Annotated in this window: 16 protein-coding genes and 1 tRNA gene; 16 read left to right on the top strand and 1 reads right to left on the bottom strand. The window is 65.2% G+C overall.

Going from position 1 to position 15,202, the window contains the following annotated elements; all coding sequences use genetic code 11:
- The first annotated feature begins 101 nt into the window (after positions 1-101).
- The 8 genes from glyA (at position 102) to QX034_RS33005 (ending at position 8,554) form a co-directional block, all read left to right on the top strand.
- The gene (gene glyA / locus QX034_RS33040; RefSeq protein ID WP_315703371.1) at positions 102-1,406 is read left to right on the top strand and encodes a serine hydroxymethyltransferase; all 1,305 of its coding nucleotides are present in this window, start codon (positions 102-104) and stop codon (positions 1,404-1,406) included.
- Positions 1,407-1,578: 172 nt separating this feature from the next.
- On the top strand, positions 1,579-2,064 hold the full coding sequence (nrdR, locus tag QX034_RS33035) for a transcriptional regulator NrdR (RefSeq protein WP_315703372.1): 486 nt from the start codon (positions 1,579-1,581) through the stop codon (positions 2,062-2,064).
- The gene (ribD, locus tag QX034_RS33030; RefSeq protein ID WP_315703373.1) at positions 2,061-3,209 is read left to right on the top strand and encodes a bifunctional diaminohydroxyphosphoribosylaminopyrimidine deaminase/5-amino-6-(5-phosphoribosylamino)uracil reductase RibD; all 1,149 of its coding nucleotides are present in this window, start codon (positions 2,061-2,063) and stop codon (positions 3,207-3,209) included. Before nrdR ends, ribD begins: the two co-directional genes overlap by 4 nt.
- On the top strand, positions 3,210-3,818 hold the full coding sequence (locus tag QX034_RS33025) for a riboflavin synthase (RefSeq protein ID WP_315703374.1): 609 nt from the start codon (positions 3,210-3,212) through the stop codon (positions 3,816-3,818).
- A gap of 219 nt (positions 3,819-4,037) precedes the next feature.
- Positions 4,038-4,529, top strand: a complete 492-nt coding sequence (ribH, locus tag QX034_RS33020) for a 6,7-dimethyl-8-ribityllumazine synthase (protein WP_315703375.1) — start codon at positions 4,038-4,040, stop codon at positions 4,527-4,529.
- Positions 4,530-4,532: 3 nt separating this feature from the next.
- On the top strand, positions 4,533-5,039 hold the full coding sequence (gene nusB / locus QX034_RS33015; protein ID WP_315703376.1) for a transcription antitermination factor NusB: 507 nt from the start codon (positions 4,533-4,535) through the stop codon (positions 5,037-5,039).
- A 189-nt stretch (positions 5,040-5,228) separates the two neighbouring features.
- Entirely contained in the window at positions 5,229-6,224 is a 996-nt protein-coding gene (gene thiL / locus QX034_RS33010; RefSeq protein WP_315703377.1) for a thiamine-phosphate kinase, read from the top strand.
- A 209-nt stretch (positions 6,225-6,433) separates the two neighbouring features.
- Positions 6,434-8,554 carry a sodium-translocating pyrophosphatase gene (locus tag QX034_RS33005; RefSeq protein WP_315703378.1) on the top strand — a complete coding sequence of 707 codons (2,121 nt, stop codon included), beginning with the start codon at positions 6,434-6,436 and terminating at the stop codon, positions 8,552-8,554.
- 128 nt (positions 8,555-8,682) lie between these two features.
- Here the strand turns inward: QX034_RS33005 and QX034_RS33000 are convergent, their stop codons facing one another.
- On the bottom strand, positions 8,683-9,144 hold the full coding sequence (locus QX034_RS33000; protein ID WP_315703379.1) for an outer membrane protein assembly factor BamE: 462 nt from the start codon (positions 9,142-9,144) through the stop codon (positions 8,683-8,685).
- Positions 9,145-9,268: 124 nt separating this feature from the next.
- Between QX034_RS33000 and QX034_RS32995 the strand changes: the two genes are divergently transcribed.
- The 8 genes from QX034_RS32995 to QX034_RS32960 all read left to right on the top strand — a co-directional run bounded on the left by QX034_RS32995 (position 9,269) and on the right by QX034_RS32960 (position 15,189).
- Positions 9,269-9,811, top strand: coding sequence for a ubiquinol-cytochrome C chaperone family protein (locus QX034_RS32995; RefSeq protein WP_315703380.1), 543 nt, complete (start codon positions 9,269-9,271; stop codon positions 9,809-9,811).
- A 5-nt stretch (positions 9,812-9,816) separates the two neighbouring features.
- Positions 9,817-10,443 carry a DUF177 domain-containing protein gene (locus QX034_RS32990; RefSeq protein ID WP_315703381.1) on the top strand — a complete coding sequence of 209 codons (627 nt, stop codon included), beginning with the start codon at positions 9,817-9,819 and terminating at the stop codon, positions 10,441-10,443.
- Positions 10,444-10,725: 282 nt separating this feature from the next.
- Positions 10,726-11,787: a phosphate acyltransferase PlsX gene (gene plsX, locus QX034_RS32985; RefSeq protein WP_315703382.1), complete on the top strand. Its 1,062-nt coding sequence runs from the start codon at positions 10,726-10,728 to the stop codon at positions 11,785-11,787.
- The gene (locus QX034_RS32980; RefSeq protein ID WP_315703383.1) at positions 11,784-12,758 is read left to right on the top strand and encodes a beta-ketoacyl-ACP synthase III; all 975 of its coding nucleotides are present in this window, start codon (positions 11,784-11,786) and stop codon (positions 12,756-12,758) included. Before plsX ends, QX034_RS32980 begins: the two co-directional genes overlap by 4 nt.
- 130 nt (positions 12,759-12,888) lie before the next feature.
- Positions 12,889-13,245, top strand: coding sequence for an integration host factor subunit alpha (locus QX034_RS32975; RefSeq protein ID WP_315703384.1), 357 nt, complete (start codon positions 12,889-12,891; stop codon positions 13,243-13,245).
- A gap of 124 nt (positions 13,246-13,369) precedes the next feature.
- Positions 13,370-13,939 carry a MerR family transcriptional regulator gene (locus QX034_RS32970; RefSeq protein WP_315703385.1) on the top strand — a complete coding sequence of 190 codons (570 nt, stop codon included), beginning with the start codon at positions 13,370-13,372 and terminating at the stop codon, positions 13,937-13,939.
- Between the two features lie 205 nt (positions 13,940-14,144).
- Positions 14,145-14,879 carry a porin family protein gene (locus tag QX034_RS32965; protein WP_315703386.1) on the top strand — a complete coding sequence of 245 codons (735 nt, stop codon included), beginning with the start codon at positions 14,145-14,147 and terminating at the stop codon, positions 14,877-14,879.
- Positions 14,880-15,111: 232 nt separating this feature from the next.
- A tRNA-Pro gene (locus QX034_RS32960) sits at positions 15,112-15,189 on the top strand.
- The last annotated feature ends 13 nt before the right edge of the window (positions 15,190-15,202 follow it).

The following is a 15,202-nucleotide window of genomic DNA, read 5'->3' as shown; positions in this document are numbered from 1 at the left end:
CTGACCCGGCCGGTGTGGTAATGGCGAAGAGTTCTTTCCGACCGCCTCGAGAAACCGACCGCAATCCGCTAAAGGCTTGCGGCCGCGGAGATATTTCGCCGATGACAGCCACCAGCGCCAAGCCCTCATCCGCCCCCGATTCCTTCTTCACCGCCACGCTCGCCGAGGCCGATCCGGAGATCGCGGCAGCCATCAAGGGCGAACTCGGTCGCCAGCGGCATGAGATCGAGCTGATCGCATCCGAGAACATCGTCAGCCGGGCCGTACTGGAAGCGCAGGGCTCGGTGATGACCAACAAATATGCGGAAGGCTATCCGGGCGCGCGCTATTATGGCGGCTGCGAATGGGTCGACGTCGCCGAGAACCTCGCGATCGACCGCGCCAAGAAGCTGTTCGGCGCCAACTTCGCCAACGTGCAGCCGAACTCCGGCAGCCAGATGAACCAGGCGGTGTTCCTGGCGCTCTTGCAGCCTGGCGACACCTTCATGGGCCTCGACCTCGCGGCGGGCGGTCACCTGACCCATGGCTCGCCGGTGAACATGTCCGGCAAATGGTTCAAGGCCTCGCATTACACGGTGCGGCGCGAGGACCAACTGATCGACATGGACGCGGTCGCCAAGCAGGCCGAAGAGGTGAAGCCGAAGCTGATCATCGCCGGCGGCAGCGCCTATTCGCGCCCCTGGGACTTCAAGCGCTTCCGCGAGATCGCCGACAGCGTCGGCGCCTACTTCTTGGTCGACATGGCGCACTTCGCCGGCCTCGTCGCCGGCGGCGTCCATGCCTCGCCGGTGCCGCACGCCCATGTCGTAACCACGACGACGCACAAATCGTTGCGTGGCCCGCGCGGCGGCCTGATCCTGTGGAACGACGAGTCCCTGACCAAGAAGCTCAACTCCGCGATCTTCCCGGGCCTGCAGGGTGGCCCGCTGATGCACGTGATCGCGGCCAAGGCGGTGGCCTTTGCCGAGGCGCTGCGTCCCGAGTTCAAGGCCTACGCCAAGAACATCGTCGAGAACGCCAAGGCGCTCGCGGAGTCCCTGCGCGCCCACGGTTTCGACATCGTCTCCGGCGGCACCGACAACCATCTGATGCTGGTCGACCTGCGGCCGAAGGGCTTGAAGGGCAACGTGTCGGAGAAGGCGCTGGTCCGGGCCGGAATCACCTGCAACAAGAACGGCATCCCGTTCGATCCGGAGAAGCCCTTCGTCACCTCTGGCCTCCGTCTCGGGACGCCGGCGGCGACCACCCGTGGTTTCGGCGTCGCCGAATTCCAGGAGGTTGCCGGCCTGATCGCAGAGGTGCTGAACGCGATCGCGCAGGCGCCGGACGGCAGCGCGCCGCTGGTCGAGGCCGCCGTGAAGCAGAAGGTGAAGGCGCTGACCGATCGTTTCCCGATCTATCAGTAAGGCTCAACTGGTGCGGCGGATTTGAACTTTCCTCATCTTTGCCGCACCCGCTTGTCGGAACTTCGGATTCAAAGCCGCACGAAAATCGAAAGTCGCTAGTGCTGCTTTGATGCCGAAGTTCGCAAAAGAAGGTGGCCGCGAGACGATGCGAACTTCGGAATCGGAGCACTAGATGCGCTGCCCCAGCTGCAACAGCCTCGATACGCAGGTGAAGGACTCCCGGCCCACCGAGGACTCCTCGGTGATCCGGCGGCGGCGGGTCTGCCTCTCCTGCAACTTTCGCTTCACCACCTTCGAGCGGGTGCAGCTGCGCGAACTCACCGTGATCAAGCGCAACGGTCGCCGCGTGCCGTTCGACCGCGACAAGCTGATGCGCTCGGTGCAAATCTCCTTGCGCAAGCGCGCCGTCGATCCGGAGCGCGTGGAGAAGATGGTTTCGGCGATCGTGCGCGAGCTCGAGAGCGGCGGCGAGGCGGAGGTGTCGTCGGAGGCGATCGGCGAGATCGTGATGGAGCACCTGCGTCAGCTCGACGACGTCGCCTATGTCCGCTTCGCCTCGGTCTATCGCAATTTCCGCGAAGCCAAGGATTTCGAGGCGGTTCTCGGCGAGCTGTCTTCCGAGGACGACGCGCCGCGGCTCGCGCCGGTCCGCAAATGATCTTTCGCGTGCTGATCGACCAGGTCGGCGAGAAGCTTCGCGCGCAGAAGGAAGCCGACCGCCGCTTCATGCAACTGGCGCTGTCGCTCGGGCAGCGTGGGCTGGGCCGCACCTGGCCCAATCCGGCGGTCGGGGCCGTGGTGGTCAAGGATGGCATCATCGTCGGGCGCGGCTGGACCCAGCCCGGCGGGCGTCCGCATGCGGAGCCCGAGGCGCTCAGGCGCGCCGGCGAAGCGGCAAAAGGCGCCACGCTTTATGTGACGCTCGAACCGTGCTCGCACTTCGGAAAGTCGCCGCCCTGTGTGGATGCGGTGATTGCCGCCGGCGTCGCGCGAGTGGTGTCGGCGATCGAAGATCCCAATCCGGAGGTTGCAGGGCAGGGCCATGCGAAATTGCGCGCTGCCGGCATCCAGGTCGAGGTCGGCCTGTGTTCGGCTGACGCGGCGCGTGACCACGCCGGTCACTTCCGCCGCGTCCGCGATGGGCGCCCGCATGTCATCCTCAAGCTGGCGGTCTCCGCGGATGACAAGATCGCGGCGGCCGGCCACAAGCCGGTGGCGATTACCGGCGAATCCGCCAGGACACGCGTTCACCTGCTCCGCGCCCAATGCGATGCGATCCTGGTCGGCATCGGCACGGTGCTCGCCGACGATCCGCTTCTGACCTGCCGCTTGCCGGGCATGGCGAGCCGATCGCCCGTGCGGGTGGTGCTCGACACGGCGCTGCGCATTCCGGTAGACAGCCGGCTGATGCGGTCGGCGCGCGCGACGCCGCTCTGGCTGGCCTGCGCCGAAACGGCGGAGGCTGCGGCGGCCACTCGGCTCGGCGCGGCGGGCGCGCAGGTGATCCGGATGCCGCCTTGCCCGTCGCCCGGGCTTGACCTCGCGGCCGTCCTGCGCGCGCTCTCCGAACGCGGCGTCACCCGCCTGATGGTCGAGGGTGGCAGCCAGGTGGCATCCTCTTTCATGGCCAGCGGCCTGGTCGATGAAATCTGGCTGCTGCGGGGACCTGAGCCGGTCGGGGCGGATGGGATCGCTGCGCTGAGTGCATTGCCGCTCGCCGCAATCACGCAGTCGCCGGCCTACCGGGTTCGTGCTAGCGAGACGCTCGATACCGACACCCTCACGATTTATGAGCGCACCTAAATGTTTACCGGCATTGTCACCGATGTGGGTGAGATCCTGAGCCTGACGCCGACGGCGCAGGGCCAGCTGCATCGGTTGCGCGTTGCCTGCCATTACGACCGGGCTGGGATCGCCGATGGCGCTTCGATCGCCAATAACGGCGTCTGCCTGACAGTTGTGCAATCCGGCATTGCCGATGGAAAGACCTGGTTCGAGGTCGATACCGCCGCCGAGACCCTGGCGCTGACCACGGCGAAACATTGGAAGGTCGGCACCAGGTTGAACCTGGAGCGGGCGTTGAAGATCGGCGACGAGTTGGGCGGCCATATCGTCGCCGGCCATGTCGACGGGATCGCGACCATCGTGAGCCGCGAGGATCTGCCGGACATGGCGCGCTTCGTGCTAAAGACCTCGCGCGAGCTTGCCCGTTTCATCGCGCCGAAAGGCTCGGTGACGCTCGATGGCGTGTCGCTGACGATCAACACGGTGGACGATGTGACGTTCTCGGTGCTGATCATTCCGCATACGCTCGAGGTGACCACGTTGTCGTCCTGGCAGGCAGGCACCGAGGTCAATATCGAGGTCGACCTCATGGCGCGCTACGCGGCGCGCCTGGCGGAGATGAGATAGCTTTTCCTTGGCATTGTCGGCGGCCACGCTTACAAGGCCAACCCTCATGGCGAGGAGGCGCATGCACCCGAGCAGGCCGACCGGTCGCGAGGTTGTCGGCGGACGGTGCGCTCCGAAAGCGCCGTCTCGAACCATGAGGCCGAAATTCATCCGCCCCTTCGAGACGCGGCCAATTGGCCGCTCCTCCGGGTGAGGCACCATGACGATGGAAACATACTGATGGCAGACGCGCGGCGCGCCCCATTGAAGGACCAGACCGACATTTCCGGCGCCCGGGCGCTGATCGTGGAGGCGCGGTTCTATGACGACATCCAGGACGCGCTGCTCGAAGGGGCGGTGGCCGAGCTGAAGGGGGCCGGCGTCACGCATGACGTGCTCACGGTCCCCGGTGCGCTGGAGATCCCGGCCGCGATCGCCATCGCGCTGGACGCGGCGGAGAGCCACGGCAAGCCCTATGACGCGGCGATCGCGCTCGGCTGCGTGATCCGCGGCGACACCATCCATTTCGAGATCGTGTCCAACGAATCCTCACGCGCGCTGATGGACCTCGCGGTCAACAGGCGGCTGCCGCTCGGCAACGGCATCCTCACCGTCAACACCGAGGCGCAGGCCTGGGCACGGGCGCGCGCTGCCGAGCTCAACAAGGGCGGCGACGCGGCACGTGCCGCGCTCGCGATGCTGCGCATCAAGCGCCGCCTTGCCAGAGGTTGATCCATGGCCGAGCCCAGGAACAAGACCGAGACCAAGCACAAGGGCCCCGATCGCAAGGCCAATCGCCGCGGGGCGGCGCGGCTCGCCGCCGTGCAGGCGCTCTACCAGATGGACATCGGCGGCACCGGCATCAACGACATCTTCGCCGAATATGAGAGCCACTGGATCGGCAATGAGGTCGAGGGCGAGCAATATCTGCCGGCCGAAGCTGCCTTCTTCCGGGATATCGTCTCCGGCGTGGTGCGCGATCAGAAGAAGATCGATCCGGTGCTCGACGAGGCTTTGTCGCGCGGCTGGCCGCTGAAGCGGATCGAGGCGATCCTGCGCGCGGTGCTGCGCGCCGGCGCCTATGAGCTCGAACATCGCAAGGATATTCCGGCGCGCGTCGTCGTGTCCGAATATGTCGATGTCGCGCATGCTTTCGTGGAGCGTGACGAGACCGGCATGGTGAATGCGGTGCTCGATCAGCTCGCGCGGCAATATCGCGGTGACGAGTTCGAGCAGAAGTAGTTGGATGCATTGGGCCGGAGCACAATCGTTGCGGAACGGTTCGGAACCAACCGGTTTATTCGGCTGTCATCACCCGCGAAGGCGGGTGAACCAGTATTCCAGAGACATTCGAGGGATACGGACGGGCCGCGGCGTGCTTGATCGCCCGGTCAAGCCGAGCGCTGACAATGTGGCGCGGCGAGGGAACTGATGACCCATGACCCTCCCTCCGGCGAAGATTCCCTGATCGCGCGCTATTTCAAGCCGCTGGCGACCGATCCCGGTGCCTTCGGCCTCGTCGATGACGCCGCGATCATCAAGGCCGATGGCGATGATATTGTGGTCAAGACCGACGCTATCGTCGAGGGGGTCCACTATCTGCCCGACGATCCGCCTGATGCGATCGCCAAGAAGGCGCTGCGGGTCAATCTCTCCGATCTCGCAGCCAAGGGCGCGACGCCGGCCGGCTTCGTCCTGACGCTGGCGCTGCGCAAAGCCGATGATGCCTGGCTCAGCGCCTTCGCCCGTGGGCTCGGCGAGGATGCCGCAAGCTTCGGCTGTCCGCTGCTCGGCGGCGACACCGTCTCGACGCCGGGACCGGTGATGATCTCGATTGCGGCCTGGGGCAGGGTGCCTTCGGGCCGCATGGTGCACCGCTTCGGGGCCATGCCGGCAGATGGCGTCTTTGTCACCGGGACGATCGGGGATGCCGTGCTCGGCCTCGACGTGCTCAAGGGCGGCGCCGCGGCCAAGGCGCTTGCGAGCGATCCTGCCGCGCGCGAGATGCTGGTCGGACGCTATCGGGTGCCGCAACCGCGCAACGCCTTGGCCGCGACGGTCCGGGATTTTGCGACGGCGTCCATGGATGTCTCGGACGGCCTGGCCGGCGACCTCGCCAAGCTGTGCGCCGCCTCCGGTGTCAGCGCCGACATCCAACTGTCACGTCTTCCGACCTCGTCCGCAGCCACCGCTTTGCTCACCCTTGGTGCGGCGCGGATCGAGACATTGATTTCCGGCGGCGACGATTATGAGATTCTCTGTACGGTTCCTGCAGCGCAGCGCGACGGATTTCTGGCGGCGGCCGGACGCGTCGGTGTCGCGGTCACCGAGATCGGTACCGTCGTTGCGGGAATGGCTCGTCCCCGCTTTCTGGATGGACGGGGCGCCGAGATCAGCTTGAAGCACTTGTCCTTCAGTCACTTCTGACACCCATTCGCGCCCGCATCGTCCGACGAAAGGCTGACCGATTTTACAGCGGTTCGGCTTTCGCGGCGTTGCGCCATGATGGCGATTTTGGCAAGGTCGAGGCCGTTTAGGACCTCCCCGCAAGTGGGCGGCCGAATATGGGGCGCGTGCGTCGCACAACCGCGGCGATACGTGGGTATAAGCTGGAAGCAGAAAGCCGAGGAAACTACATGTCAGCATTATGGGTGATCGTGCTCTGCGGAGCGCTTGCGGTCGTCTACGCGATCTGGGCCACGTCGTCGGTCCTGAAGGCGGACGCCGGGAACGCACGCATGCAGGAAATTGCGGCCGCGGTGCGCGAGGGCGCACAGGCCTATCTGCGCCGTCAGTACACGACGATCGCGATCGTCGGCGTCGTTATCTTCCTGCTCCTGGCCTATTTCCTCGGCACGCTGGTGGCGATCGGCTTTGCGATCGGCGCGATCCTGTCCGGTGCGGCCGGCTTCATCGGCATGAATGTTTCGGTCCGCGCCAATGTCCGTACCGCGCAGGCTGCGACGACCTCGCTCGCCGGCGGGCTGGAGCTTGCGTTCAAGTCCGGCGCCATAACCGGGCTTCTGGTCGCCGGTCTCGCGCTGCTCGGCGTGACGATCTATTTCATGGTCCTGACCCAGTTCATGAAGTTCGCGCCCGACAGCCGCACCGTGGTCGATGCGCTGGTCGCGCTGGGCTTCGGCGCCTCGCTGATCTCGATCTTCGCCCGTCTCGGTGGTGGCATCTTCACCAAGGGCGCCGACGTTGGTGGCGACCTCGTCGGCAAGGTCGAGGCCGGCATTCCCGAGGACGATCCGCGCAATCCCGCCACCATCGCTGACAATGTCGGCGACAATGTCGGCGACTGCGCCGGCATGGCGGCCGACTTGTTCGAGACCTATGCGGTGACCGCGGTCGCGACGATGGTGCTGGCGGCGATCTTCTTTGCCAAGACGCTGCTTCTCGCCGACATGATGACGCTGCCGCTGGCGATCGGCGGCATCTGCATCATCACCTCGATCATCGGTACCTTCTTCGTCAAGCTCGGCCCCAGCCAGTCGATCATGGGGGCGCTGTACAAGGGCCTGATCGCGACCGGCGTCCTGTCACTGGTCGGCGTGGCGTTCGTGATCTATTGGCTGGTCGGCTTCGGCAAGCTCGAGGGCGTCGAGTTCACCGGCATGGCGCTGTTCGAATGCGGCATCGTCGGCCTTGTCGTCACCGGGCTGATCATCTGGATCACCGAATACTACACCGGCACGGAATATCGTCCGGTGAAGTCGATCGCAGCCGCCTCGGTCACCGGCCACGGCACCAACGTGATCCAGGGGCTCGCGATCTCGATGGAGGCGACCGCGCTGCCTGCGCTCGTCATCATCGCCGGCATCCTCATCACCTACAGCCTCGCCGGCCTGTTCGGCATCGCGATCGCCACCACGACCATGTTGTCGCTGGCCGGCATGATCGTCGCGCTCGACGCGTTCGGCCCGGTGACGGACAACGCCGGCGGCATCGCCGAGATGGCGGGCCTGCCGAAGGAGGTGCGCAAGTCCACCGACGCGCTTGACGCGGTCGGCAACACCACCAAGGCGGTCACCAAGGGCTATGCGATCGGCTCCGCCGGTCTCGGCGCTCTCGTATTGTTCGCGGCCTATAATCAGGACCTCAAGTTCTTCATCGCCGACTCCGCGAACCACCTCTACTTCAAGGGCGTCAATCCGGACTTCTCGCTGAACAATCCTTACGTGGTGGTGGGTCTCCTGTTCGGCGGCCTCTTGCCATATCTGTTCGGCGCGATGGGCATGACCGCGGTCGGCCGTGCCGCCGGCGCCATCGTCGAGGAAGTGCGCCGCCAGTTCCGGGAGAAGCCCGGCATCATGCAGGGCACCGACAAGCCGGACTACGGCAGGGCCGTGGACCTGCTGACCAAGGCGGCGATCAAGGAGATGATCATCCCGTCGCTGCTGCCGGTGCTGTCGCCGATCTTCGTCTATTTCGCGATCTATGCGATCGCGGGCGGCGGCCCGGCCGGCAAGTCGGCGGCGTTCTCGGCCGTGGGCGCGATGCTGCTCGGCGTCATCGTCACCGGACTGTTCGTGGCGATCTCGATGACCTCGGGCGGCGGCGCCTGGGACAACGCCAAGAAGTATATCGAGGACGGCCATTACGGCGGAAAGGGCTCCGACGCCCACAAGGCGGCGGTGACGGGCGACACCGTTGGCGACCCCTACAAGGACACGGCCGGGCCCGCGGTGAACCCGATGATCAAGATCACCAACATCGTCGCGCTGCTGCTGCTCGCGATCCTGGCACACTGAGGTCGGCGGGCGCCTCCTGAATGACAAACCCCGCGGTGTGAGCCGCGGGGTTTTTGATGTCTTCGCTGTCCTGCCGGTGCGCGCGAACCGGCATCTCGATCGATAATCTCGAGACTCCGGCTTCGCCGTCAGTTGAAGCTGAGCAGCTTGAACAGCGGCGTCAGGTAGCTGAGCTCCTGGCCCGAGGTCGGCGTGGTGCGGCTGATGAAGTCGAAGATCTTGCCGTCCTTCAGGCCGTAATTGGCGAGCCGTCGCACCTGACGGTTCTTGTCGAAATAGACTGCGATCACCCGCTGGTCGACGACCTTCTGATTCATGAAGGCGACCGGACGCTCGGCGCGCTGCGAGATGTAATAGAAGACCTCGCCGTCGAGGGTCGCGACGGTCGACGGCGTCCCCATCACGATCAGCACCTGGTCCTGGCTCGCCCCGATCGGGATCTGCTCGAGCGCGCCCGGTGGCAGGATGTAGCCCTTCTGGAACTGTTCGCCGGTGCAGGCACAGAGCACGAGGCAGGTGAGCGCCACGGCGCCTGCGATACGCAAACGGGCACTCAGGCCGCGAGAGAACGTGCGGGCAGTCATTCGCATTGTCTGGGTCATCTTTTCAAGAACGGATCCCGTCCCCTTGCGTCGGGCCGGGGGTTGACGTACCGGGCAAGCCCGCCGATTGCAACATGCCTCCGCAAGCAGGGGGCAAGGAGCGGAACCGTCGATGTTTTGGCCGTTCAACCATGTCAGGAAATCTCGGCTGTCCCCGCGGGCGACCATTGAGCCGATCTATGGCATGATCGTGGCGCAGGCCCGAGAACCCTTGTTTTATAAACACTTGGGTGTGCCTGATACGGTGGATGGCCGGTTCGATCTCTTGATCCTCCACCTCTGGCTGGTCTTGCTGCGGCTGCGCACGGCCAGCGGCGGAACGGAGCTGTCGCAGGCTCTGTTCGACCATTTCTGCGACGATATGGACGCGAATCTGCGCGAAATGGGAGTGGGGGACCTCGCCGTGCCCCGGCGCATGCGCACCTTTGGCGAGGCGTTCTATGGCCGCACCGCGGCTTACGACCTCGCTTGGCAGGATGGCGAGCCGCGTCTGGCGGACGCCTTGCAGAAGAATATCTTGAATGGGAAGCACCCCGAAAGCGCGCAGCGCCTTGCGGTCTATGCGAGCAAGGTGGCGGCAAGCCTCGCGGCGCTTGACGACACGGCGCTGTTGCGGGCCGCTTGGACCTTCCCCGCGCCGCTGGAGCAGGATTGAGCTGGATGAGCAGAGCAGACAGAGACGCCCCGAAACCCGCTCCGCGGGAGCCATGGCGCGCGCCCCCGGTGATCGTGGCCCAGATTCCGGAAGCCGGACTGCATCGCGAGATCGAGGCCGATCCGGCCGCCCGTGCCGCCATGGCCGAAATCGCCGACCTGCCCGAGGTGATCTCGGCTCACGCCTCCTTCGACGTCTTCTTGAAGCGCGATGGCAAGGTCCATGTCGAGGGCAGGGTCCGCGCGCGCGTCGGGCAGATCTGCGTGGTGACGCTGGATCCGATCGAGAGCGAGATCGATGAGCCCATCGACCAGATGTTCGCGCCACCGGAGCAGATTCCGCAGTTGGCCGACCTCGTGGACGACAATGGCGAGAGCGATGCCGAAGTGCCCGACCCGCCAGAGCCGATTCTGAACGGCCAGATCGACCTCGCACGCCTGGCGACCGACGCCCTGCTTCTCGGCATCGATCCCTATCCGCGCAAGCCGGGCGCCGTGTTCGAGCAGGCTGTCACCGCCGCAAATCCCGAAGATCATCCTTTCGCGGCGCTGAAAGCGCTCAACCCGGTCGGCGGGGCGAGCGAAGGCAAAGCCCGCCCCAACAAGCCCACGGGCAAGGCGAACGACAAGTGACATTGTTTTGCGCACAAGACAGTTGCGCGGAGGCTTTGGCACCAATCCTCGTAAAGCGGCCATAATGCATTGGAACAGTTGAGGGAATCGGCTGTGAGCTTGTGCCCGTGGCTACCGGCGGGCAGAAAATCGCGTGAGGTCAAGAGGTTGTTTCGGCATCCGGAGACGCTATTGTCCGGCCGGGCCGGGTGACCTTGTCGCACCCGGATGGGTGCGGGCCTCTCCACGTGCCGGGGTGTTCCTTCACGAGGCTCGCTTAAGAGATCAGGTTTCCGGGACGTCATGCCGCAAAAGGTTCGAATCGCGCTGGACGCCATGGGCGGGGACGTCGGCGCGGCTGTCGTGATTCCCGGTGCGGCGATGTCGCTGGCCCGCCGTCCCGACACGCAGTTCCTGCTGTTCGGCGACAGCGCCAAGATCGTCCCTGAGCTCGACCGGCACCCCGCCCTGAAGGCGGCCTCGCGCGTGATCCACACCGACGTCGCCGTCAGCAATGATGCCAAGCCGAGCCAGGCGCTGCGACGTGGCCGCAAGACATCGTCGATGTGGCTTGCGATCGAGGCCGTGAAAAAGGGCGAGGCCGATGTTGCGGTCTCCGCCGGCAACACCGGCGCGCTGGTGGCGATGGCGCGGTTCTGCCTGCGCACGCTGACCGGCATCGATCGGCCGGCGCTGGCGGCGATCTGGCCGACCATGCGCGGCCAATCCGTGGTGCTCGATCTCGGCGCCACCATCGGCGGCGATGCCCGCCACCTTGTGGGACTCGCGGCGATGGGCGCGGCAATGGCGAGCGTGCTGTTCAACAATCCGCGCCCGAGCGTCGGTCTCCTCAATATCGGCGTCGAGGAGATGAAGGGACACGAGGAGATCCGCGAGGCGGCGGAGTTGCTCCGCGCGATGAATCTGCCGCAGCTCGATTATATCGGCTTCGTCGAGGGGGACGGCATCGGCAAGGGCGCCGCCGATGTGGTCGTGACCGAAGGTTTCAGCGGTAACATCGCGCTCAAGGCCGCGGAAGGAACCGCGCGCCAGATCACGCAATATCTGCGCAGCGAGATCGAGCGCACGTGGCGGGCGCGGATCGGCTATCTGCTCGCGCGCAGCGCATTCCGCGCGCTGCGCAATCGATTGGATCCGGGCAAGTCCAACGGCAGCGTGCTGCTTGGCCTCAACGGCATCGTGGTCAAGAGCCATGGCGGAACCGATGCCGAGGGCTTTGCCTCTGCGGTCAATGTTGGCTATGAGATGGCCCGCTACGATCTCCTGACCAAGATCAATCAAACACTCAATCGCGACGGCGGTGCGTTGGCCTCCGTACCGACCGACCAGGAGCCTGTCTCGTGATCAAACGTTCGGTGGTGCTCGGCTGTGGTTCATACCTGCCGCAGCGCATCGTGACCAATGCCGAACTGGCAAGCCGCATCGATACCTCCGACGAGTGGATCGTTCAGCGTACCGGGATTCATCAGCGCCATATCGCCGCCGACGGCGAGTTCACCTCGCATCTCGCGATCAATGCGGCGCGCGCCGCGCTTCGCTCCGCCGATATCGACCCGCAGTCGATCGAGCTGATCGTGCTTGCGACTTCGACGCCGGATAATACCTTTCCGGCGACCGCGGTCGCGGTTCAGAACGGGCTCGGCATCACGCATGGTGCGGCGTTCGACCTGCAGGCGGTCTGCTCCGGTTTCGTGTTTGCGCTCGCCACCGCCGACAACTTCCTGCGCACCGGCGCTTACAAGCGCGCGCTGGTGATCGGCGCCGAGACCTTCTCGCGCATTCTCGACTGGAACGATCGCGGTACCTGCGTGCTATTCGGCGATGGCGCCGGCGCCTTGGTGCTGGAGGCGCAGGACCAGCCGGGCACCTCCGCCGACCGTGGCGTGCTGACCACGCATCTGCGCTCCGATGGCCGCCACAAATCGAAGCTCTATGTCGACGGCGGTCCGTCTTCGACGCAGACTGTCGGCCATCTCCGGATGGAGGGGCGGGAGGTGTTCAAGCACGCGGTCGGCATGATCACCGACGTCATCGTCGATGCCTTCAATGCGACCGGCGTCACCGCCGAGGACGTCACATGGTTCGTGCCACATCAGGCCAACAAGCGAATCATCGATGCCTCTGCGCACAAGCTGCATATCGCCCCGGAGAAAGTGGTGCTGACGGTGGACCGGCACGGCAATACCTCGGCCGCTTCGATTCCGCTGGCGCTCGACGTTGCGGTGAAGGACGGCCGGATCAAACGCGGCGATCTGGTGCTGCTGGAAGCGATGGGCGGTGGCTTCACCTGGGGCTCGGCGCTGCTGCGCTGGTAGGCTGAACGCTCCCTTAACGCCGGCCGGAATCCTGCTTTTTCGCATCGGCCGGGGTCACGCTGCTGTTGACCATTGCCCCTTAACCTCTTAATTTCGTGGCAAAATTATTCGCCGAGAGGTGGGGCGGGCGATGGTGGGCACAGGAAAGACGGTCACACGCGTTGATCTCTGCGAGGCAGTTTATCAGAAGGTCGGGTTGTCGCGGACGGAGTCCTCGGCGTTCGTCGAACTGGTGCTGAAAGAGATCACCGATTGTCTGGAGCGGGGCGAGACGGTGAAACTGTCGTCGTTCGGCTCCTTCATGGTACGCAAAAAGGGGCAGCGCATCGGGCGCAATCCCAAGACCGGAACCGAGGTGCCGATCTCGCCGCGCCGGGTGATGGTGTTCAAGCCGTCGGCGATCCTCAAGCAGCGCATCAACGGCCATGGGGCCGGCAAGATGAACGGCGAGGCGCAGCCGGACCAGGTCGGCGCCGAGACGGAATAGCCGTCGGCGCCCACGCGGCAAAGTTGCGATCTCGGGCCATGGAACCGGTCCGAATCAGCCGAATCTGAGTCATAGTTCGAACCAGCGTAATTTCTTGTCAGCACGATCGAAGGGGAACGGGCATTTGGACAAGGCGCCGGATGCTTTTCGAACGATCAGCGAGGTCGCCCAGGAACTCGACATTCCGCAGCACGTGCTGCGGTTTTGGGAGACCCGGTTCGCTCAGATCAAGCCGATGAAGCGGAGCGGCGGCCGCCGCTATTACCGGCCCGACGATGTCGATCTGCTCAAGGGCATCCGCCGGCTGCTCTACGGCGAGGGCTACACCATCCGCGGCGTGCAGCGGATCCTGAAGGAGCACGGCGTCAAATCCGTACAGGGACTGGCGGACGCATCCGCGGCGGTCTCGTTCGGGGCGATCGAGGAGACGCTCGGCCAGGCGCTGATGGAGACCGACCATCCCGAGGAGGAGCTGGAGGTCGAAACCGCTGAGGACGAGGAGCAGGAAGCCTCCGAGGACGAGGGCATCGATTTCCGCTTCGTCGAGACCGACGACGATATTCTCGACACCTTCCGGGTCGGACCGCCGGCCCGTGCCGGCATCAAGGCCGAGGACCGCGAGCGGCTCGAGGGCGTCTTGAAAGAGCTGGTCGATTGCCGCCAACTGCTCGACCGCGCGATGAAGGACGGCTAGCCGGAATCGGTCCGGCCGTCGCCGAGCTGTGCCGCAATTGCCACGCTATGCCACACTGAGAGCGTGACCGATCATCTTTCGGCCGCCAAGCCGCTACCGTGGGAACAACAACCTCAACGCGCATGTTGCGGGCCCGATACAGAAATCGTGGCGACCAAGTGCTACTTGGTTTGCACAATGTTTCTGTGAGGGATGAGTTTTGGTTATGCGTAGCTTCCTCTCTGTCGCCGTGCTGGCGGCGATCTCTGCAACGTCATCCGCCTTCGCTGCCGACCTGGCAGTAAAGGCGCCACGGTTGCCCCCGCCGGTCGAGGCCTTCTCCTGGACCGGCTGCTATGTCGGCGGACACCTCGGAGCCGCCGTGAGCCAGGACCGCACCACCAACGTATTTGGTCAGGCCAATAGCTTCAGCTCGACCGGCTTCGTGGGCGGCGGCCAGGTCGGCTGCGATTACCAGTTTGCGCCCAATTGGGTCATTGGCGCCGAGGGGCGGGCCGCCTGGTCCAGCCTGAAGAGCACACAGGCTGCCTCGGTCACGAATTTCGCGACCGGCGTGACGGTGCCGGCGCAGTTCAGCCTCAGCAATGACTTCCTGGCCTCGGCCACGGCTCGGCTCGGTTACAGCTTTGCGCCGGGCTGGCTGATCTATGGGCGGGGCGGCGCGGCCTGGACCCGGGAAAAGGTCGTCGATGCGTTCACGATCCCCGGAGGTCCCGCTGTCGCCCCGACGGCGACCAGCACGCGCACCGGTTGGACCGTCGGCGCCGGCGCGGAGTGGCTATTCGCGCCGCATTGGTCGGTGAACCTAGAATACAACTATTACGACTTCGGCCGGCACACCATGACGCTGGTTGACGTCGCCAGGGACGTGACCGTCTCCGGCATGAATCTGAGGGATCAGATCCACACCGTCACGGTCGGGGTGAATTATCGCTTCTGAAACCGGGGCGGGGGCGGCGGCTCCTTGGCCGCCGGTTCGGTTCGTGACGGCGATGAGGCGGAGTGAGGCCGGTGCGGCGGGTTTGGGTTCGCCGCTCCGGCCTTGCCTTATTGTTCGCACCGAGGGCCAGGTTCGCCAGGAACGCTATTCCCAGCGAGCTTTGCTCGCCGGCCGTGGAACGTGCGAGTCCATGCCTTGCGCCGCGGCCGGATCACGGTTAGAGGAGGGGCATCGGAGCGTGGCGCAGCCCGGTTAGCGCACTAGTCTGGGGGACTAGGGGTCGTGGGTTCGAATCCCGCCGCTCCGACCATTTTTTATCTGAA

This window comes from Bradyrhizobium sp. SZCCHNR3119 (genome assembly GCF_032487775.1).
In the GTDB taxonomy this organism is placed as follows: Bacteria; Pseudomonadota; Alphaproteobacteria; order Rhizobiales; family Xanthobacteraceae; genus Bradyrhizobium.
This window is presented reverse-complemented; position numbering and strand designations above follow the sequence as displayed.